The organism is Xanthomonas sp. JAI131 (assembly GCF_013410075.1).
Lineage (GTDB): Bacteria > Pseudomonadota > Gammaproteobacteria > Xanthomonadales > Xanthomonadaceae > Xanthomonas_A > Xanthomonas_A bonasiae.
Genome location: NZ_JACCCN010000001.1, coordinates 1419552 through 1437446 on the forward strand (window position 1 = coordinate 1419552; position 17895 = coordinate 1437446).

Below are 17895 nucleotides of genomic sequence, written 5' to 3' on the forward strand. Positions count from 1 at the left end.
CCTGCGGTCTGGCCGCGTTGTCTGCATCTACGGTGCTGTGATTACCATGCCGAAGCTGAACCGATCCGCTCCCTATTCAGCGAAAATCCCGAGCGCGGACTGGTGCGGCATGCGGAAAGGCGCCATATCAAGCGTGTTAGCGTTTTCATCACCCTGCCGGAGGATCGTCCATGCCTAACCCGATCGTGCTGCCATTGCTGCGCTGGGCCGGCAAATTGCGCTACCCCACGCTGTTCAAACTGACCGCCGGCCTGTTCGTGCTGAGCGTGCTGCTGCCCGACCCGCTGCCCTTCATCGACGAGATCGTGTTCGGCCTGGGCACCTTGTTGCTGGCCAACTGGAAGACCCGCACGCCTGCGTCCGTCGAACCGGAGCCCATCGCGTCCAGCGCGCGCCGCATGCGCCGCTGACCGCCGATGCGTCTGATCGACAGCCACTGCCATCTCGACGCCGCCGAGTTCGACGGTGACCGCGCCGCGGTGGTCGCGCGCGCGCAGGCCGCCGGCATCGTCGCGCAGGTGCTGCCGGCGGTGACGGCGGCGTCCTGGCCGAAGCTGCGCGAGGTCTGCGCGATGGCCGACGGCCTGTATCCGGCCTACGGCCTGCATCCGCTGTTCATGGACCAGCACCGCCCGGAGCATCTGCCGTTGCTCGGCGAGTGGATCGAACGCGAGCGCCCCTGCGCCATCGGCGAATGCGGCCTGGATTTCTTCGTCGAAGGACTGAATGAGGCCGAACAGCAGCGGTATTTCGCCGGCCAGCTGCAGCTGGCGCGCGCGTTCGACCTGCCGGTGATCGTGCACGCGCGGCGCGCGGTGGACGCGGTGATCCTGGCGATCCGCAAGGTCGGGCGCCTGCGCGGCGTGGTGCACAGCTTCGCCGGCAGCCCGGAACAGGCGCGGCAACTGCAGTCGCTGGATTTCCTGATCGGCCTCGGCGGCCCGGTCACTTACGCACGCGCGCAGCGGCTGCGGCGCCTGGCGGCCGAGCTGCCGCTGCAGCAGTTGCTGCTGGAAACCGACGCCCCGGACCAGCCCGACGCATCCATCCGCGGCGAGCGCAACGAGCCGGCGCGGCTGCGCACGGTCCTGGACACGATCGCCGCGCTGCGCGGCCAGCCCGCCGCCGAGATCGCCGAACAGACCACGCGCAATGCGCAACAACTGTTCGGCCTGGATGCGCGTGCCGAGCCCGCGTGACGGCTCGGAAATGCGGCGGCCTGCAGGGAAACAGACATGGAGTCCACGGCGAACGCACAGTGCCAGCTCTGCAAGGAGCGCTTCGACCTGGACGCGCAACCGCGTGCGTTCGTCATGCCGCTGCTGGCAAAGGGCCAGCGTTTCATCATGATCGAGTGCCCGTGCTGCGGCACTTCCACGCAGTACGTCACGATGGTCGCTATCGCCAAGCCGCATGACCACGAGCCCCCCCTATCGCGGCCCGCTTCCACGATGCGCGGGATGGGTCGATTGGATCGATGCCGATCCGCCCCCGTTCTGGGGCTGCGGCGAGTGCGGCAGCGTCTGGCATGAGGAGCGCGATTTCCAGACGCGAATTTCGCGCATCGTCGCTCGCCACCCGTATCGGGCAGACAGCTACAAGAGAATCGAGGGCAAATGGCTGCCCGCTGGGCCGGATGTAGAATCGGTGGACCACGAAGAACGCATCGGCAAGGAGCCATGACGCATGGAAGACCTGGCAGACGCAAACCCCGAGCTGGCGAAGGCCATCATGGGCATCATGGAGTCGGGCAATGCGCTGGACGAGCGCGGCGACAAGGACGCCGCCCGATCGGCCTACCACCGCGCCTGGGACTTGCTGCCCGAGCCGAAGCTGGAATGGCCGCCGCTGTCGGCGTGGATCACCGGCTCCTTCTACAACCTGCATTTCGACAACGCCGACTTCGCCGCCGCCAAACAATGGGCGCAGAAGTCGCTACAGGCCCGTGAATCGGAGAGCGATACCGGCCCCTTGATCGACCTGGGAATGGCGCACTTCGAGCTGGAAGAATATTCCGAGGCCTATCGCTGTTTCGACCAAGCCCACCGCTTCGGCAAGGCAAGAGCCTTCCAGGAACGGCCAAGGAAGTACCTCGCGTTCTATCTGGAAAAGAATCACTGACGGACTCCGTCAGGCCGGCAGGCGTGAACCAATTGTCAGGCCCACGGGGCGGACAACCGCTTCGGCTCGCTACTCCGCTTCCAGCGCCGCAGCCGTCGCCGTCGCCGGCTGCTCCCGCTTCGGTTTCAACAGCATCTCCAAGGCCTTGCCCGCCGCGGCGAAGGCGAACGCGCCGGTGATATGCGTGGCGGCGCCCAGCCCGGCGCCGCAGTCCAGGTTCAACGCCGCATCCGGCCCCAGCTGCGGCCGCAGCCCGCACACGCTGCCGTCGGCCTGCGGGTAGCGCACGTTCTCCAGCGAATACACCGCCGGCACGCCGAAGTAGCGCTGCGGGTTCTTGGGGAAGTTGAACTCGCTGCGCAGCTTCTTGCGGATCAGCGCCAGCATCGCGTCGTGCTCGGTGCGCGACACGTCGCGGATGCGCACCAGGGTCGGGTCGGTGCGGCCGCCGGCCGAACCCACGGTCAGCAGCGGCAGCTTGCGCCGGCGGCACCAGGCGATGGTCTCCACCTTGACCCGGAAGCTGTCGCAGGCATCGATGACCAGGTCGAAGCCGGTGCCGAGCAGTTCGGCGATGTTGGACGGGGTCAGGAAGGCCTCGACCGCGGTCGCTTCGATCGCCGGGTTGATCGCCACGCAGCGCTCGGCCATGGCCCGCGCCTTGTTGCGCCCGTACTGGCCGTGCAGCGCCGGCAACTGGCGGTTGGTGTTGGACACGCAGATGTCGTCGGCGTCGATCAGGGTCAGATGGCCGACCGCCGAACGCGCCAGCGCCTCCACCACCCACGAGCCGACGCCACCCATCCCCACCACCGCCACCCGGCATTGCGCCAGGCGCTCGATGGTCCCGCGCCCGTACAGCCGGTCGATGCCGGCAAAGCGCTCGCGCAATTGTTCGTTCATGCGCGCAGTTTATTTCATCGGCGACGCCGCGGCGGCGACGCCACGCGGGACGGCGGCCGGCGTACTATCGCGCTTTCCTTCCGCCAGCCTGCCCCATGGCCAGCCCGCCCGCCTCCACTGCCTCCCGCTACCTGTTCGTGCTGCTCGCCGGGATCCTGATCGGCCTGGTCGCGACCGTGATGTCGATGCGCGCGCTGCAGGCGCGGCAGGATCCGTTCCCGCGCAGCCTGATGCAGGTGATGGACAAGCAGCTGGCCTTGCTGCAACGCAGCCATGCGCAGAACCGCTGCAGCGCCGCCGACCTGCAGGCGCGCGTGCACACGCTGCGCCTGCTCGGCAACGACCTGGAAACCGCGTTTCCCGGACTCGGCGACGACAGCCGCTTCCAGCAGCATGCCGGGGCGCTGCGCGCCACGCTGGATGCGGCGCAGGCCCCGCTGCCGACCACCTGCGCCGCGCTAGACCAGCTCACCCACCGGATCGACGACGGTTGCGACGCCTGCCATCGCGATTTCCGCTGACCCGCCATCGCGCTCGTCGATGAATTCCCCCTGACGCTGCAGCGCGTCGGCCATCCAGGCGCGTGGCGATTGGCGTTGCATTCACACGCTGGCGGACAGGATGCGTGCAAACGCGGGGCTGCCGCGGTCCACCGTCTGTCGAGGAGAGCACACATGAAGATCCATCTACTGGCCACTGGCGCCGTCGCCGTTCTGGCATTGGCCGGCTGCGCCACGTCCCCCGGCTACGGCGGCGGTGGCGGCGGCTATAGCCAGCCGTCGCGCGGCTATTCGGACAACCGCTGCGCGGACTGCGGCATCGTCACCCGCATCGATACGGTGGCCTCCGGCCGCACCGCGCCCACCGGCACCGGCGCGGTCCTGGGCGGCATCGTCGGCGCGATCGCCGGCCACGAGATCTCCGACCACACCGGCGGCAGCAAGGGCAACCAGAACGTATCGGCCGTGGCCGGTGCCGCCGCCGGCGCGCTGGCCGGCAACCAGATCCAGAACAACGTCACCAGCGACAGCTACGACGTGCACGTGCAGATGGACGATGGCAGGGTGATCGTGGTCAACCAGCGCGATCTGGCCGGAATCCGCGAGAACACCTATGTGCGCGTGGTCAACGGCCGCGTGGTGCCGCGCTAAGCGCTCGCGCTGCCGCGCTTGCCGAAACGCAAAAAGGCCCGCAGTGCGGGCCTTTTTGCTGGGCACGGGCCCGGCGTGGCGCCGGGCGCGCCGGGTTCAGACCGGCTGCACCGCGTCGGCCTGCAGGCCCTTCTGGCCCTGCACCACGGTGAAGCTGACCTTCTGCCCTTCCTTCAGGCTCTTGAAGCCTTGGGTCTGGATCGCGCGGAAGTGCACGAACACGTCCTCGCCGTTCTCGCGGCTGATGAAACCGAAGCCCTTGGCATCGTTGAACCACTTCACGGTGCCGTTTTCGCGATTGCCGTCAGTCATGGACTTACTCCTTGAAACAGTCTCAGGGGTGGGTACGCCGTGGGTTCGGCGGCTGGTTGCAAGGAGGAAGCGAGGTATAACGCTGTAGCGGATCGTTTGGATCTACCGCATCGGGCCACGATTCACGGTGACCTTTGCAAACGCAGCGGCTGAAACTTACCGCGGCGAAAATGAAAATGCAATCAGCAAAAACACCCCATCTGTCAACCCCCAAATCACCCTCCGGAGCAAGCCGCGTGGATCCTACGTTCATCTACTACATCGTCGCCGGGCTGCTGGTGGTGCTGGGCCTGGCCGGGGTGGTGCTGCCGGCCCTGCCGGGGATGCCGCTGCTGTTCGCCGGGCTGTTGCTGGCGGCCTGGGCCGACGGTTTCCAGCGCGTGGGCTGGGTGATGCTGACGGTGCTCGGCGTGCTGACCCTGCTGTCGTTCCTGGTCGATTTCCTGGCCACCGTGTTCGGCGCCAAGCGCGTGGGCGCCAGCCGCAAGGCGCTGTGGGGCTCGGTCCTGGGCAGCATTGCGGGATTGTTCTTCATGCCGATCGGCCTGTTCGTCGGGCCCTTCGTCGGCGCGCTGGCCGGCGAATACTGGCACGGCCGGCAGCTGCAGCAGGCGACCAAGGTCGGCCTCGGCACCTGGCTGGGCATCGTCCTGGGGACCGCCGCCAAGCTGGCCCTGGCGCTGGCGATGGTCGGCCTGTTCGCCGCCGCCTGGCTGCTGTGAGGCCCCGCGTCGGCGTCGTGAGATGAACGCGTGATGACTCCGTTGTGGACGCTGCTGTATTTTCGCAGCCGGCTATTCACCTCGGCAGCGCACCACCCGCCCGCGCCGCCTGTTTCCGAGAGAACCTGCATGATCCATCGCCCGGCCCGTCCCCTGTTGCTGCTGTCCTTCGCGGCGATGCCGCTGGCCCACGCCCAGGAAGTGAAGCCCACCCCCGCCTCGCCCGAGGCCTGCGTCGCGATCACCAGCGACGCCGCGCGCCTGTCCTGCTACGACCAGGCGCTGTCGCGCCGGGTCGCCGATCCGCAGGCCGCCGATGCGGCGGCGAAGATGGCCATCGAGAACCAGAAGCAACAGCTGGATGCGTCGATCCCGCAGGACGCCGGCCTGGCCGAACGCACCCGCCAGCGCGCCGCCTCGCTGTTCAAGGACGACCGCTACGACGCCACCATCGCCAACGCCGGCAAGGGCTCGCTGTTGGACAGCCGCTGGGAACTGGCCAAGGACTCCAAGCTGGGCACCTTCCAGCTGCGCGCCTACAAGCCGGTGTACCTGCTGCCGGCGTTCTGGACCAGCAAGAAGAACGAGACGCCGTCCTCGCCGAATCCGAACAACACGGTGACCACGGCCGAGTCGCTGGACAGCATCGAAGCCAAGTTCCAGCTCAGCTTCAAGACCAAGATCGTGGAGAACATCTTCGGCGACAACGGCGACCTGTGGGGCGCCTATACCCAGAGTTCGCGCTGGCAGGTCTACAACAGCGAGCAGTCGCGCCCGTTCCGCGAGACCAACTACGAGCCGGAACTGGCGCTGGTGTTCCGCAACAACTACAGCCTGTTCGGCTGGAAGGGGCGGATGACCGGGATTCAGCTCACCCACCAGTCCAACGGCCGCAGCGATCCGTTCTCGCGCAGTTGGAACCGGGCGATCCTCAATGTCGGCCTGGACCGCGAGAACTGGGCGCTGGTGCTGCGCCCGTGGTACCGGATCCCGGAGAGCGACCGCCAGGACAACAACCCGGACATCGAGGACTACATGGGCCGCGGCGATGCGACCCTGACCTACAACCGCGGCGGCCACGAGATCTCGCTGATGGCGCGGCATTCGCTGCGCAGCGGCGACCGCTCGCACGGCGCGGTGCAGCTGGACTGGGGCTTCCCGATCAGCAACCTGCTGCGCGGCCATGTGCAGGTGTTCGACGGCTACGGCGAGAGCATGATCGACTACAACCACCGCGCCACCTATGTGGGCCTGGGCGTGTCGCTGCTGGAGTGGTACTGAGGCCCGAACGGCCCCGGAGCGGCATCGCGCGGCGGCCGTCAGCGGCCGCCGCGCCACATGGCCGACGCCGCGCTCAGGTCCAGTCGGTCAGGCCTTCGCGGCGGTAGGTTTCCTGGAACGCGGCACGTGCCTTCATCCGTTGCGCGTGCGCCTGCAGCGCCGGCCAGGTATCGCTGGGCCGCGGCATGTTGCGCGACCAGCGCATCATCATCGTCAGCATGAAATCGGCCGCCGACAGCTGCGCGCCGAGCAGGTACGGACCGTTCGCCTGCAGATGCTGCGCGACCTGCTCCCAGGCCGCCTCCAGCTTCTGCCGCGCCTGCGCCTTGCTCGCCTCGACGTTGTCGGCACCGGCCGGCTCGTCCGGATAGAACCAGGCGCGGTACGCCGGCTGCAGCGTGTTGGCGCAGAACAACATCCAGCGGTAGTAGTCGGCGCGCGCCGGGCTGCCGGGCGGCGGGGCCAGTCCGGCTTGCGGATGCAGGTCGGCCAGGTGCAGCACGATCGCCGCCGCCTCGGTCAGCACCTGCCCGTCCAGCACCAGCGTGGGCACCACGCCGGCCGGATTGAGCTGCAGGTACTCCGGCGTTTTATGCTCGCGCCGCTCGAAATCCAGGGCGTGCAGCGTATGCGGCACGTCCAGTTCGATCAGCAGCCAGTGCACCACCAGGGCGGCGGTGCTGGGCGAGTAGTACAGGGTGGCGCTCATGCAATCTCCTGGTAAGTCGCCGCAGCCGGATCACTGCGGCCGTGGCAGTCTCGCATGCCGCGCCGTGCCGGCGGCGGCGCCGGCTCAGGCCGGTTCGACCACCACCGGGATCTTGCCGATGCGCGATTGCCATTCGCGCGGGCCGGTCTTGTGCACCGACTCGCCGCTGGCATCCACCGCCACGGTGACCGGCATGTCCTTGACCTCGAACTCGTAGATCGCCTCCATGCCCAGGTCTTCGAACGCCAGCACGCGCGAGGCCTTGATCGCCTTGGACACCAGGTAGGCCGACCCGCCGACGGCCATCAGGTACACCGCCTTGTTGTCGCGGATCGCGGCGATCGCCGCGTCGCCGCGCTCGGACTTGCCGACCATGCCGAGCAGGCCGGTCTGCTCCAGCATCTGCCGGGTGAACTTGTCCATGCGCGTGGCGGTGGTCGGGCCGGCCGGGCCCACTACTTCGTCGCGCACCGGATCGACCGGGCCGACGTAGTAGATGAAGCGGTTGGTGAAATCGACCGGCAGCGTCTCGCCGCGGTTGAGCATGTCGATCATGCGCTTGTGCGCGGCGTCGCGGCCGGTCAGCAGCTTGCCGTTGAGCAGCACGACCTCGCCCGGCTTGAAGCTGGCGACTTCTTCGCGGGTGATGGTATCCAGGTTGACCCGGCGCGCGTTGCTCGGGTTGTAGGTGAGCTTGGGCCAGTCTTCCAGCGACGGCGGCTCCAGCATCACCGGGCCGCTGCCGTCCAGGGTGAAATGCGCATGGCGGGTCGCCGCGCAATTCGGGATCAGCGCCACCGGCAGGTTGGCGGCGTGGGTCGGGTAGTCCTTGACCTTGATGTCCAGCACCGTGGTCAGGCCGCCCAGGCCCTGCGCGCCGATGCCCAGCGCGTTGACCTTCTCGTACAGCTCCAGGCGCAGTTCCTCGGCCCGGTTGGACGCGCCGCGCGCCTGCAGGTCGACGATGTCGATCGGCTCCATCAGCGCTTCCTTGGCCAGCAGCATCGCCTTCTCGGCGGTGCCGCCGATGCCGATGCCGAGCATGCCCGGCGGGCACCAGCCGGCGCCCATGGTCGGCACGGTCTTGAGCACCCAGTCGACGATCGAATCGGACGGGTTGAGCATCGCGAACTTGCTCTTGGCCTCCGAGCCGCCGCCCTTGGCCGCGACGATCACCTCGACGTGCTCGCCCGGCACGATCTTGGTGTTGACCACCGCCGGGGTGTTGTCCCTGGTGTTGGCGCGCTTGCCGGCCGGATCGGCCAGCACGCTGGCGCGCAGCTTGTTGTCCGGATGGTTGTAGGCGCGGCGCACGCCCTCGTTGACCATGTCCTCCACGCCCATCGTGGCGTCGTCCCAGCGCACGTTCATGCCGATTTCCAGGAACACGGTGACGATGCCGGTGTCCTGGCAGATCGGGCGGTGGCCCTCGGCGCACATGCGCGAGTTGATCAGGATCTGCGCGATGGCGTCCTTAGCGGCCGGCGACTGTTCGCGCTCGTAGGCGGCGGCCAGGTTCTTGATGTAGTCGACCGGGTGGTAGTAGCTGATGTACTGCAGCGCGTCGGCGACGGACTGGATGAGGTCTTCCTGCTTGATCGAGGTCACGGCTGGCTCTACGGCTGGCGGGGGGAAACCCGGCCATTTTAGGGCAAAGTGACCGCTTCGCCCGCTGTCACGCCGGCACGCGCTGTTCCGTCCTGGTCGCCATGAGCCCCGATCCCACCTTCGAATCCCAACGACCCCGGCTGTTCGGCCTGGCCTATCGCCTGCTCGGCAGCCGCAGCGACGCCGAGGACGTGCTGCAGGACGCCTGGCTGCGCTGGCAGTCCAGCGACCGTGCCGCGATCCGCGACCCGGAGGCCTGGCTGGTGACCACCACCACCCGGCTCGGGCTGGACCGGTTGCGCGCGGCGCGCAGCGCCCGCGTCCACTACACCGGCCCGTGGCTGCCCGAGCCGCTGGAGATCGCCGAGGACACCGACCCAGCCGAGCGCCACGCGCGCGCCGAGCAGGTGTCGGTGGCGTTCCTGGCGCTGCTGGAACGGCTGGGTCCGGAGGAACGTGCCGCGTTCCTGCTGAAGGAAGCGTTCGACTACGACTATGCGCAGATCGGCCAGCTGCTCGGGCATGCCGAAGCCAACTGCCGGCAGCTGGTGCACCGCGCGCGCGAACGGCTCAAGGCCGGCCGGCCGCGCTTCGCGGTGACGCCGCAACGCCACCGGCAACTGCTGGAGCGCTTCATGCACGCCTCGCAGCAGGGCGACCGCGGCGCGATCGTGGCCCTGCTCGACGCCAATGCGCGGATGTTCTCCGACGGCGGCGGCAAGGTCACCGCCACGCTGCGTCCGCTGCTCGGCGCCGAACGCATCGCCATGCTGTATTGGGCGGTGGCGCGGCGCGGCCTGGGCCTGCAGGCGCGGATCGGCACGGTCAACGGCGAACCGGCGATCCTGCGCTTCATCGGCGCGCGCCTGCATTCGGCGGTGCTGGTGGTGATCGACGGCGAGCGCATCGTCGAAGTGCTGACCCTGATGAATCCGGACAAGCTGCCGCCGCTGGCCGGCGCAGGCGCTGCCGCGAGCGCCTGACGCGAACGCCTGGTCCGGGGCGGCGCTGTCACGCCGCCGCGCGCTGCCGCGTCCTTACTGCGAAGACGGCCGTTGCGGCCGTCATGGAGCAGGACACATGCACTTCCATCGCATCGACTACACCCGCCACGAACCCGTCGCCTTCCGCGCCCTGCTGAGCGCCAGCCAGCAGGTGCACGAGGGCGTGCTCGGCCACGAACTGGCCGAACTGGTGTTCCTGCGCGTCTCCCAGCTCAACGGCTGCGCCTATTGCATCGACATGCACGCCACCGCGCTGCGCAAGGCCGGCATCGAACCGCGCAAGCTCGACACCCTCGCCGGCTGGCGCGAGAGCCGCTTCTTCGATCCGCGCGAACGGCTGGCGCTGGCCTGGGCCGAGGCGCTCACCACCCTGCCGTCCGGCGCGCCGCCGCAGGACGCCTACGACGCCCTGTCGGCGCACTTCGACGAACACGGCATCAGCGCGCTGACCATGGCCATCGCCCTCATCAATGCCTGGAACCGGCTCGGCGTAGGCCTGCAACCGGCAATGCCGTAAGCGAAGCGCGAAGCGGCGTCCCGGCGCATGCCGGTACGCCGCCCGCCTCGCAATCCCGAATCCCCAATCCCCAATCCCGAATCCCCAATCCCGAATCCCGAATCCCGAATAGCGTGACCGCAAACCGCAACACGACACCGCTAGCGTTTGCGCATCACCAACGCACAGCGAGGCGGGCATGAGCGAGAAATTCCTGGCGGGTGGCGCGGCCGCGGACGACACGGACCTGGCATTCGCCGAGCCGCAAGCGCAGGCCTGCAGCGCCGCCCACGCAGGCCATCGCCTGCTGATGTGCGCGCCGCAGCACTTCGCCGTGGATTACGTGATCAACCCCTGGATGGAAGGCAACGTCCACGCCGCCAGCCGCGAGCGCGCCCAGGCGCAGTGGGATGCCTTGGTCGCGGCGGCCGAGGCGGCCGGCGCCCAGGTCGAGCGGATCGCCCCGGCCGCCGGGCTGCCGGACATGGTGTTCAGCGCCAACGCCGGCCTGGTGCTCGGCGACAGCTTCGTGCCCAGCCGGTTCCGCCATGCCGAGCGCCGCGGCGAGGAAGCGCTGTTCGCCGACTGGTGCCGCCGCGCCGGCTTCCGCATCCGTGCGTTGCCCGAAGACGTGCGCTTCGAAGGCGCCGGCGATGCGTTGCTGGAGCGCGGCGCACGCCGGCTGTGGATGGGCCACGGCCATCGCAGCGACCTCGCCGCCGCGCACGAGCTGGCCGACCTGCTGGACATCGAGGTGATGCCGCTGCGCCTGGTCGATCCGCGCTTCTATCACCTGGACACCTGCTTCTGCCCGCTGCGCGACGGCTACCTGCTGTACTACCCGGCCGCCTTCGACGACTACGCGCAGGAAGCCATCGCCCGCCGCATCCCGCCGGCGCGGCGCATCGCGGTCGGCGAAGCCGACGCCCTCGCCTTCGCCTGCAATGCGGTGGACCTGGACCAGCGCCTGCTGCTCAACCGCGCCTCGCCGGAGCTGTGCGCGGCGTTGGCGCGGATCGGCTACCGCGTGGTGCAGACCCCGCTGGACGAATTCCTGAAGGCCGGCGGCGCGGCCAAGTGCCTGACCCTGCGCCTGGACGAGTGACGTTCCGCCGCGATCGACGGCCTGCCAGCGCATGGCCGCATGCGCGATATCCGCAGCGCTGCGCCGCTGGTCAGCCCAGACCGTAGAGGAAATCCAGGAACGCCTTCCAGAGTCTGCCGACACCGATGCGGCCGCGCCCGCCCAGCAGGCGGAACACGGTGTAGACGACCGCAAACCCGAAGAACACCAGCGCGGCGACGATGGCGACAGCCGGCGGCAGAAAGGAGTTGATCCAGAACAGGCAACCGAGGATGGCCAGACAGTAGACGATGTAGCGGATGGCGAAGCCCGCCGTCATCGCGCACGTCCTCCAAAGCAGTCGAGCGCGGCAAGCGGCAGTGCGTTCTGCATGGAGAGCGGTCCCTGGTCCGGGCTCGGAAGATAGCGGGAATAGCGTCTTGGCGACAGCGGGCCGCGGCCGCCGCACCGATAGCGCACCGCGGCCCGCCGGTCGCACCAGGCCCAAACACTCCCCGCCCACATCCGGCCCCGGCACAATGCGCGGATGGCCTCCCCTTCTTCTGTCCATGGCGCACCGCGCCCCTCTCCCCGTACCGGCCCCAGCCTGCGCGAACGCTTCGACGCGATGCGCAACCTGCCGCCGTTCCTGCGCCAGATCTGGCAGACCAGCCGCGGGCTGACCCTGACCAGCATCGGCCTGCGCGTGCTGCGCGCGCTGATCCCGGTGGCCTCGCTGTACATCGGCAAGCTGATCATCGACGAGGCGATCCACCTGGTCGGGCAGTCGCCCGGCTTCACCTCGTTCGGCGAGGCGCTGGCCAGCGGGCGGCTGGAACGGTTGCTGGAGCTGCTGGCGCTGGAACTGGCGCTGGCGATCGGCTCGGACCTGCTCGGGCGGCTGGTCAGCTATGCCGATACGCTGCTGTCGGAGCTGTTCAACAACGTCACCAGCGTGCAGCTGATGGAACATGCCGCGCAACTGGACCTGGAGGATTTCGAGGACCCGGAGCAGCAGGACAAGCTCGACCGCGCGCGGCGCCAGACCATGGGCCGGATGAACCTGATGAGCCAGCTGTTCGGCCAGGTGCAGGACGCGATCACCGTGGTCAGCTTCGCGATCGGCCTGGTGGTGTATGCGCCGTGGCTGATGCTGCTGTTGGCCGTCGCGTTGATCCCGGCGTTCGTCGGCGAGGCGCATTTCAACGCGCTGGGCTATTCGCTGAACTTCCAGTGGACCGCCGAGCGGCGCCAGCTCGACTACCTGCGCCAGGTCGGCGCCAGCGTCGAGACCGCCAAGGAAGTGAAGATCTTCAACCTGCACAGCTTCCTGATCGCGCGCTACCGCGCGCTGGCCGACCGCTTCTTCCAGGCCAACCGCGCGCTGGCGCGCAAGCGCATGCTGTGGGGCACGCTGCTGGCGGCGCTGGGCACGCTGGGCTACTACGCCGCCTATGGCTACATCGCCTGGCGCACGGTGCGCGGCGATTTCAGCATCGGCGACCTGACCTTCCTGGCCGGCAGTTTCCTGCGCCTGCGCCAGTTGCTGGAAGGGCTGTTGATCGGGTTTTCGCAGGTCGCCGGACAGGCGCTGTACCTGGACGACCTGTATTCGTTCTTCCGCATCGTGCCCGAGATCCGCACCCGGCCCGGCGCGGTGCCGGTGCCGCGGCCGATCGTGCGCGGCTTCGTGTTCGAGAACGTCGGCTTCCGCTACCCGGACGCCGAGCAATGGGCGGTACGGCACCTGGACTTCGAGCTGCGCGCCGGCGAGGTGCTGGCGCTGGTCGGCGAGAACGGCGCCGGCAAGACCACCCTGGTCAAGCTGCTGGCGCGGCTGTACGACCCGGACGAGGGCCGCATCCTGCTCGACGGCCGCGACCTGCGCGACTACGACCTGGACGACCTGCGCGCCAACCTGGGGGTGATCTTCCAGGATTTCGTGCGCTACCACCTCAGCGCCGGCGAGAACATCGGCGTCGGCCGGGTCGATTCGATGGCCGATGCGACGCGGATCCGCGCCGCCGCGCAGCGGGCGATGGCCGCCGAGCTGATCGAAGGCCTGCCGCATGGCTACGAGCAACTGATCGGACGCCGCTTCAAGACCGGGGTGGACCTGTCCGGCGGGCAGTGGCAGAAGATCGCGATCGCGCGCGCCTACATGCGCGATGCGCAGGTAATGATCCTCGACGAGCCGACCGCGGCGCTGGACGCGCGCAGCGAGTTCGAGGTGTTCCAGCGCTTCAAGGAGCTGTCCGACAACCGCACCGCGGTGCTGATCTCGCACCGCTTCTCCAGCGTGCGCATGGCCGACCGCATCCTGGTCCTGGCCGGCGGCCAGATCGAGGCGAGCGGCACCCATGCCGAACTGATGGCGCAGGGCGGACGCTACGCGGAGCTGTTCGAATTGCAGGCCGCTGGGTATCGTTGAGCTTCGTCTGCCCTTTCGGATCCGCCATGCTGCGACGCCTCCTGCCCTGCCTGCTTGCCGCCGCCGTGGCGTTCCCCGCCGCCGCGGCCGACCCGGTTCCCGGCCCATCCGACTACGCCGCCGCCAAGGCCCTGGCCGACCGCGACGAGGCCGCGCTGCCCGGCGCGCTGGCCGAGCGCCTGCAGGCGCTGCAACGCGCGGCGCTGGACGAGGGCGTGGCCAGCTGCGCCACGCCGCGCCCGGACACCTCGCCGTTCGTCGTCGTGGTCCAGCTGCAGGCCGACGGCAACGTCGGCGCGAGCTGGCGCAACGGCACCACGCCGCTGGCGCTGTGCCTGGAGCGCTTCCTGCGCCAGCGCCCGTTGCTGGTCCCGCCGCAGGCGCCGCTGTACCTGTCCTACGAACTGTCGTTCGAGAAGTGACGCACGCCGGGATGAACCATCCCAAATGAGATTCCCTCTCATTTGGGGCGACATGGGGTAGAATGGCGCCCGCTCCTTCCCCATCACGATCAACGGCATGTCCTCTGCTTTTGGCCCCGAAACGGTGCTCGACGTCCGCCACTGGACGGACGACTACTTCAGCTTCACCACCACCCGCAACGAAGGCTTCCGCTTCGACAACGGCCAGTTCGTGATGATCGGCCTGGAGACGGAGACGCGGCCGCTGCTGCGCGCCTACTCCATCGCCAGCGCCAACTGGGAAGAGCGGCTGGAGTTCTTCAGCATCAAGGTGCCGGACGGCCCGCTGACCTCGCGCCTGCAGCACATCAAGCCGGGCGATGCGGTGCTGGTCGGCAAGAAGCCCACCGGCACCCTGCTGATCAGCGACCTGCATCCGGGCCGGCACCTGTACCTGCTCGGCACCGGCACCGGCCTGGCGCCGTGGCTGTCGGTGATCAAGGATCCGGAAACCTACGAGCGCTTCGACAAGGTGATCCTGACCCACGGCGTGCGTTTCGAAAAAGACCTGGCGTACCGCGACTACTTCGAGAACGAGTTGCCGCAGCACGAGTTCCTCGGCGAGACCATTCGCGAGAAACTGCTGTACTACCCGGCGGTGACCCGCGAGGACTTTCGCAACCGCGGCCGCCTCACCGAACTGCTGGAAAGCGGGCAGATGCAGCAGACCCTGGGCCTGCCGCCGCTGAATCCGGAATACGACCGGGCGATGATCTGCGGCAGCCCGCAGATGCTGGCCGACCTGCGCCAGACGCTGGACGCGCGCGGCTTCGTCGCCTCCTCGCGGATCGGCACGCCGGGCCACTACGTGTTCGAGCGCGCCTTCGTCGAGAAGTGACGCGCGGCCGCGATCGCTGCGCCCGCCAACCACGACGTACCCCTGTAGGAGCGGCTTCAGCCGCGACAGCCGCTATCCGCAGAGCCTGTCGCGGCTGAAGCCGCTCCTATAGAAAAAGCGCGCCGCATCGCGCACCGCTTCCACTCACCCCAGCGCGCGCTCGATCTCCGCCGCCAGCGCTTCCGGCTTGTCGGTCGGCGCATAGCGCGCCAGCACCCGGCCGTCGCGGCCGACCAGGAACTTGCTGAAATTCCACTTGATCGCGGCGATGCCGAGCAGCCCCGACTTCTGCTGCTTGAGCCACTGCCACAGCGGATGCGCGGCGTCACCGTTGACCTGCACCTTGGCGAACATCGGGAAATCGACGTCGTAGGTCAACGCACAGAACTGTTTGATTTCCTCCGCGGTGCCGGGCTCCTGGTGGCCGAACTGGTCGCAGGGAAACCCCAGCACCACCAGCCCGCGTTCGCGGTATCGCTGCCACAGCGCCTGCAGCCCGGCGTATTGCGGGGTGAAGCCGCACTTGGAAGCGACATTGACGATCAACAGCACCTTGCCGGTGTAGTCGGCGAGCGGCTGCGGACGGCCATCGAGGTCGTCGGCGGTGAAGGCGTAGGCGGTGGTCGGCGTGTCCATGCGCTCAATCCTCGACGGTGGCGATGCGCGCGGGCGCGGCGAACGGTTCGATGCCCAGCGCCGCGTAGACCTCGCTGGGGTAATACGCCGTGCCCTGCTTCACCACCAACGCGACCTTGCGCAGGTCGGCGATGTCGCGGGTCGGGTCGCCATCGACCAGGATCAGGTCGGCGCGCTTGCCGGGCGCGATCGAGCCGCGGCTGTCGAGCGTGCGCGAGTACTTGGCGCCGTTCCAGGTCGCCACCTGCAGCGCCTGCGCCGGGGTCAGCCCGGCCTGCACGTACAGTTCGATCTCGCGCTGCAGGGTGAAGCCCGGGGTGGCGTCGGTGCCGGCCACCAGCGGCACGCCGGCGCGGTACAGGCGCCCGACGAAGGCCACCATCTTCTCGTAGGACCGCTCGTACAGCGCCGCGGTGGCGTCGTCGGGAATGTCGAACTCGGCGCTGCGCAGCCCGCGCTGCACGTCCGGCGGCAGGTGCCCGGCGACCGCGGCATAGGCCTGCGACAGGTCGCCCGGACGCTGGCGGATGAAGTCGAAGGTGGCCACGGTCGAATCGATGACGATCTGCCGCCTGGCCAGTTCCTGCACGAAGGCCTGCACCGGCGCCGAGTCGAAATCCAGGTCGGCGGTGCGCTTGGCCGGCAGGTAGAAACGCTCCAGCGTGCGCGTATCGGTGTCGTGGGTGGCGTAGAAGTTCAGCAGCACCTGGTTGATGTGCTGGATTTCGTCGTAGCCCTGCTCCACCGCCTCGTGCGCGAGCATGTGCACCGGAATGTGCCCGCTCACGCGCAGGCCCTTGGCGTGCGCGTAGGCGGCGGTGTCGCGCACCAGCGCCTGCGGGAACGAGTTGTAGATCTTGATGCCGACGTAGCCGTGCGCCGCATACCAGTCGACCGCCTCGTTGGCCTGTGCCTGGGTGCTGACCACGAAGCCGTTGCGCGCCGCCATCGGGCTCTCGCCCTCCAGGAAGCCGCAGGCGACCAGGCTCGGCATCAGCAACTGGCCGGCGCGCTCTTCCTGCATCACCTGCTGCAGCGTGGCGTTGTCGTTGCCCATGTCGCGCACGGTGGTGACGCCGGCGGCCAGGTGCAGGCCGCCGTCCCAGCGGCCGACATGCCCATGCATGTCGAACAGGCCGGGCAGCAGCACCCGCCCCTGCGCATCGACCACCTGCTGCGCCTGCGCCGGCGCGCTGCCGGTGGCGACCACCGAGACGATCTTGCCGTCGCGCAGCAGCACGTCGGACGCGGCGCCGAGCGTGGCGTGCTCGCTGTCGAACACGCGCGCGTTGCGGATCAGCGTGGTGCCGGGCAAGGGATGCGCCAGGCGCTGCTGCAACTCGACCAGGGCGGTGGCTTCGGCCTGCTTCTGCGCCGCTTCCAGCGCGTCGGCATCCTTTTCGTAGCCGGTTTCGATCAGCTGCATCCAGCCCGGCGCGATGAACGCGAACAGGCGCGGCGTGGTGTCGGTGGTGAGCCAGGCGAAGGTGGGGGTGAAGCCGACCCCGGTCAGCGCCACCAGTTGCACCTTGCGCGCGCTGTTGCCCTGGCCGACCTGCGCCTGCTGCAGCTTGCGCAGGGTCAGCGCGCCGCTGGGGATCAGCGGCAGCCTGCCGTCGGCGCGGCGGCTCAGCGCGGTCACCGCCGCCGAGGTCGCCGCCGGGGTGCCGCCGAGCGGCCAGTACTGTGCGCCGCCGGCCACGCGCCGCTCGCCCTGGTCGGACGTGGACTTCCACTGCACGCGCTCGCCGTCGCGGCTGAAGCGCTCGTCCACCGGCGCGCCGAAGGTGGAGGTGCCCTGTACCTGGTAGGTCTTGAAGGTGCCGTCGGCGGCCAGCGTGTACTGCTCCTTCAGTTCCGGGCCGCGGCCGTTGTCCTTGAACACGAAGTCCACCCGGGTGATGCCGTCGTCGCCGACGCTGACGCTCTGCTGCCCGGCCTGCTTGCCGCCGTCCACCAGCACCACGTAGCGCAGCGTCTGCGCCGACCACGCCGGCGCCGCCCATGCCGCGCACGCGGCCACGCACAAGCCGAAGATCGCTTTCATCGGTTTCTCCCTGCGGCCGTCGGCCGTGTTCACGCAATGGCAGTGGTCTGCATCGGTCAGGCGCTATATGACGCCGCCGCCGCGGCGAAGGCAAGCGCGCCTGCAGCATGTG

The 17895-nt window shown here is 68.8% G+C and carries 21 protein-coding genes; 14 read left to right on the top strand and 7 right to left on the bottom strand.

The genetic code is table 11. The annotated features are described in order from the left end of the window. Positions 1-170: 170 nt before the first annotated feature. From HDC36_RS05865 to HDC36_RS05880, 4 genes are all read left to right on the top strand, one after another. A complete protein-coding gene (locus HDC36_RS05865) occupies positions 171-410 on the top strand; it encodes a DUF6116 family protein (RefSeq protein ID WP_179565215.1) in 240 nt (79 codons plus the stop codon). A gap of 6 nt (positions 411-416) precedes the next feature. Then, the gene (locus tag HDC36_RS05870; protein WP_179565217.1) at positions 417-1199 is read left to right on the top strand and encodes a TatD family hydrolase; all 783 of its coding nucleotides are present in this window, start codon (positions 417-419) and stop codon (positions 1197-1199) included. 214 nt (positions 1200-1413) lie between these two features. Continuing rightward, a complete protein-coding gene (locus HDC36_RS05875) occupies positions 1414-1683 on the top strand; it encodes a hypothetical protein (protein WP_179565219.1) in 270 nt (89 codons plus the stop codon). A 3-nt stretch (positions 1684-1686) separates the two neighbouring features. After that, complete coding sequence (locus tag HDC36_RS05880; RefSeq protein WP_179565221.1) at positions 1687-2121, top strand: hypothetical protein; 435 nt, start codon at positions 1687-1689, stop codon at positions 2119-2121. Positions 2122-2190: 69 nt separating this feature from the next. Here HDC36_RS05880 and HDC36_RS05885 read toward each other — a convergent pair whose 3' ends face one another. After that, positions 2191-3024, bottom strand: a complete 834-nt coding sequence (locus HDC36_RS05885) for a tRNA threonylcarbamoyladenosine dehydratase (RefSeq protein WP_179565223.1) — start codon at positions 3022-3024, stop codon at positions 2191-2193. 95 nt (positions 3025-3119) lie between these two features. Between HDC36_RS05885 and HDC36_RS05890 the strand changes: the two genes are divergently transcribed. Together HDC36_RS05890 and HDC36_RS05895 are read left to right on the top strand one after the other, a co-directional pair. After that, a complete protein-coding gene (locus HDC36_RS05890) occupies positions 3120-3545 on the top strand; it encodes a hypothetical protein (protein ID WP_179565225.1) in 426 nt (141 codons plus the stop codon). 153 nt (positions 3546-3698) lie between these two features. Further along, positions 3699-4175, top strand: a complete 477-nt coding sequence (locus HDC36_RS05895) for a glycine zipper 2TM domain-containing protein (RefSeq protein ID WP_179565227.1) — start codon at positions 3699-3701, stop codon at positions 4173-4175. Between the two features lie 96 nt (positions 4176-4271). Here the strand turns inward: HDC36_RS05895 and HDC36_RS05900 are convergent, their stop codons facing one another. Further along, positions 4272-4487 (bottom strand): cold-shock protein, encoded by a 216-nt coding sequence (locus tag HDC36_RS05900; RefSeq protein ID WP_046979462.1) that lies wholly within the window; start codon positions 4485-4487, stop codon positions 4272-4274. A 236-nt stretch (positions 4488-4723) separates the two neighbouring features. On the opposite strand from HDC36_RS05900, the gene HDC36_RS05905 reads away from it, so the two are divergent. Then, positions 4724-5209, top strand: a complete 486-nt coding sequence (locus HDC36_RS05905) for a DUF456 domain-containing protein (RefSeq protein WP_179565229.1) — start codon at positions 4724-4726, stop codon at positions 5207-5209. A gap of 129 nt (positions 5210-5338) precedes the next feature. Further along, positions 5339-6490: a phospholipase A gene (locus HDC36_RS05910; RefSeq protein ID WP_179565231.1), complete on the top strand. Its 1152-nt coding sequence runs from the start codon at positions 5339-5341 to the stop codon at positions 6488-6490. 73 nt (positions 6491-6563) lie between these two features. On the opposite strand, the gene HDC36_RS05915 is transcribed toward HDC36_RS05910, so the two are convergent. Together HDC36_RS05915 and HDC36_RS05920 are read right to left on the bottom strand one after the other, a co-directional pair. Beyond that, complete coding sequence (locus tag HDC36_RS05915) at positions 6564-7199, bottom strand: glutathione S-transferase family protein (RefSeq protein ID WP_179565233.1); 636 nt, start codon at positions 7197-7199, stop codon at positions 6564-6566. Positions 7200-7283: 84 nt separating this feature from the next. Then, a complete protein-coding gene (locus tag HDC36_RS05920) occupies positions 7284-8807 on the bottom strand; it encodes a fumarate hydratase (protein WP_179565235.1) in 1524 nt (507 codons plus the stop codon). Positions 8808-8908: 101 nt separating this feature from the next. Between HDC36_RS05920 and HDC36_RS05925 the strand changes: the two genes are divergently transcribed. From HDC36_RS05925 to HDC36_RS05935, 3 genes are all read left to right on the top strand, one after another. Further along, positions 8909-9790 (top strand): RNA polymerase sigma-70 factor, encoded by an 882-nt coding sequence (locus HDC36_RS05925; RefSeq protein WP_179565237.1) that lies wholly within the window; start codon positions 8909-8911, stop codon positions 9788-9790. Positions 9791-9887: 97 nt separating this feature from the next. Beyond that, positions 9888-10328, top strand: a complete 441-nt coding sequence (locus HDC36_RS05930; protein WP_179565239.1) for a carboxymuconolactone decarboxylase family protein — start codon at positions 9888-9890, stop codon at positions 10326-10328. Between the two features lie 178 nt (positions 10329-10506). Beyond that, positions 10507-11412 carry an arginine deiminase-related protein gene (locus tag HDC36_RS05935; RefSeq protein ID WP_179565241.1) on the top strand — a complete coding sequence of 302 codons (906 nt, stop codon included), beginning with the start codon at positions 10507-10509 and terminating at the stop codon, positions 11410-11412. A gap of 70 nt (positions 11413-11482) precedes the next feature. Here the strand turns inward: HDC36_RS05935 and HDC36_RS05940 are convergent, their stop codons facing one another. Further along, positions 11483-11710, bottom strand: coding sequence for a hypothetical protein (locus HDC36_RS05940; RefSeq protein WP_179565243.1), 228 nt, complete (start codon positions 11708-11710; stop codon positions 11483-11485). A 207-nt stretch (positions 11711-11917) separates the two neighbouring features. On the opposite strand from HDC36_RS05940, the gene HDC36_RS05945 reads away from it, so the two are divergent. The 3 genes from HDC36_RS05945 (at position 11918) to HDC36_RS05955 (ending at position 15100) form a co-directional block, all read left to right on the top strand. Next, a complete protein-coding gene (locus HDC36_RS05945) occupies positions 11918-13801 on the top strand; it encodes an ABC transporter ATP-binding protein (protein WP_179565245.1) in 1884 nt (627 codons plus the stop codon). Positions 13802-13827: 26 nt separating this feature from the next. After that, positions 13828-14223: a hypothetical protein gene (locus HDC36_RS05950; protein WP_225209654.1), complete on the top strand. Its 396-nt coding sequence runs from the start codon at positions 13828-13830 to the stop codon at positions 14221-14223. Positions 14224-14320: 97 nt separating this feature from the next. Then, entirely contained in the window at positions 14321-15100 is a 780-nt protein-coding gene (locus tag HDC36_RS05955; RefSeq protein ID WP_179565247.1) for a ferredoxin--NADP reductase, read from the top strand. 144 nt (positions 15101-15244) lie between these two features. Here HDC36_RS05955 and HDC36_RS05960 read toward each other — a convergent pair whose 3' ends face one another. Together HDC36_RS05960 and HDC36_RS05965 are read right to left on the bottom strand one after the other, a co-directional pair. Further along, positions 15245-15736 (bottom strand): glutathione peroxidase, encoded by a 492-nt coding sequence (locus tag HDC36_RS05960; RefSeq protein ID WP_179565249.1) that lies wholly within the window; start codon positions 15734-15736, stop codon positions 15245-15247. Between the two features lie 4 nt (positions 15737-15740). Then, positions 15741-17783, bottom strand: a complete 2043-nt coding sequence (locus HDC36_RS05965) for an amidohydrolase family protein (RefSeq protein ID WP_179565251.1) — start codon at positions 17781-17783, stop codon at positions 15741-15743. Positions 17784-17895: the final 112 nt, after the last annotated feature.

Coding starts and splice junctions, on each gene's coding strand:
- HDC36_RS05955 (WP_179565247.1), top strand. CDS start 14,321: ATGTCCTCTGCTTTTGGCCCCGAAACGGTGCTCGACGTCCGCCACTGG.
- HDC36_RS05890 (WP_179565225.1), top strand. CDS start 3,120: ATGGCCAGCCCGCCCGCCTCCACTGCCTCCCGCTACCTGTTCGTGCTG.
- HDC36_RS05960 (WP_179565249.1), bottom strand. CDS start 15,736: ATGGACACGCCGACCACCGCCTACGCCTTCACCGCCGACGACCTCGAT.
- HDC36_RS05930 (WP_179565239.1), top strand. CDS start 9,888: ATGCACTTCCATCGCATCGACTACACCCGCCACGAACCCGTCGCCTTC.
- HDC36_RS05950 (WP_225209654.1), top strand. CDS start 13,828: ATGCTGCGACGCCTCCTGCCCTGCCTGCTTGCCGCCGCCGTGGCGTTC.
- HDC36_RS05900 (WP_046979462.1), bottom strand. CDS start 4,487: ATGACTGACGGCAATCGCGAAAACGGCACCGTGAAGTGGTTCAACGAT.
- HDC36_RS05965 (WP_179565251.1), bottom strand. CDS start 17,783: ATGAAAGCGATCTTCGGCTTGTGCGTGGCCGCGTGCGCGGCATGGGCG.
- HDC36_RS05865 (WP_179565215.1), top strand. CDS start 171: ATGCCTAACCCGATCGTGCTGCCATTGCTGCGCTGGGCCGGCAAATTG.
- HDC36_RS05910 (WP_179565231.1), top strand. CDS start 5,339: ATGATCCATCGCCCGGCCCGTCCCCTGTTGCTGCTGTCCTTCGCGGCG.
- HDC36_RS05940 (WP_179565243.1), bottom strand. CDS start 11,710: ATGACGGCGGGCTTCGCCATCCGCTACATCGTCTACTGTCTGGCCATC.
- HDC36_RS05935 (WP_179565241.1), top strand. CDS start 10,507: ATGAGCGAGAAATTCCTGGCGGGTGGCGCGGCCGCGGACGACACGGAC.
- HDC36_RS05925 (WP_179565237.1), top strand. CDS start 8,909: ATGAGCCCCGATCCCACCTTCGAATCCCAACGACCCCGGCTGTTCGGC.
- HDC36_RS05945 (WP_179565245.1), top strand. CDS start 11,918: ATGGCCTCCCCTTCTTCTGTCCATGGCGCACCGCGCCCCTCTCCCCGT.
- HDC36_RS05915 (WP_179565233.1), bottom strand. CDS start 7,199: ATGAGCGCCACCCTGTACTACTCGCCCAGCACCGCCGCCCTGGTGGTG.
- HDC36_RS05870 (WP_179565217.1), top strand. CDS start 417: ATGCGTCTGATCGACAGCCACTGCCATCTCGACGCCGCCGAGTTCGAC.
- HDC36_RS05895 (WP_179565227.1), top strand. CDS start 3,699: ATGAAGATCCATCTACTGGCCACTGGCGCCGTCGCCGTTCTGGCATTG.
- HDC36_RS05885 (WP_179565223.1), bottom strand. CDS start 3,024: ATGAACGAACAATTGCGCGAGCGCTTTGCCGGCATCGACCGGCTGTAC.
- HDC36_RS05880 (WP_179565221.1), top strand. CDS start 1,687: ATGGAAGACCTGGCAGACGCAAACCCCGAGCTGGCGAAGGCCATCATG.
- HDC36_RS05875 (WP_179565219.1), top strand. CDS start 1,414: ATGACCACGAGCCCCCCCTATCGCGGCCCGCTTCCACGATGCGCGGGA.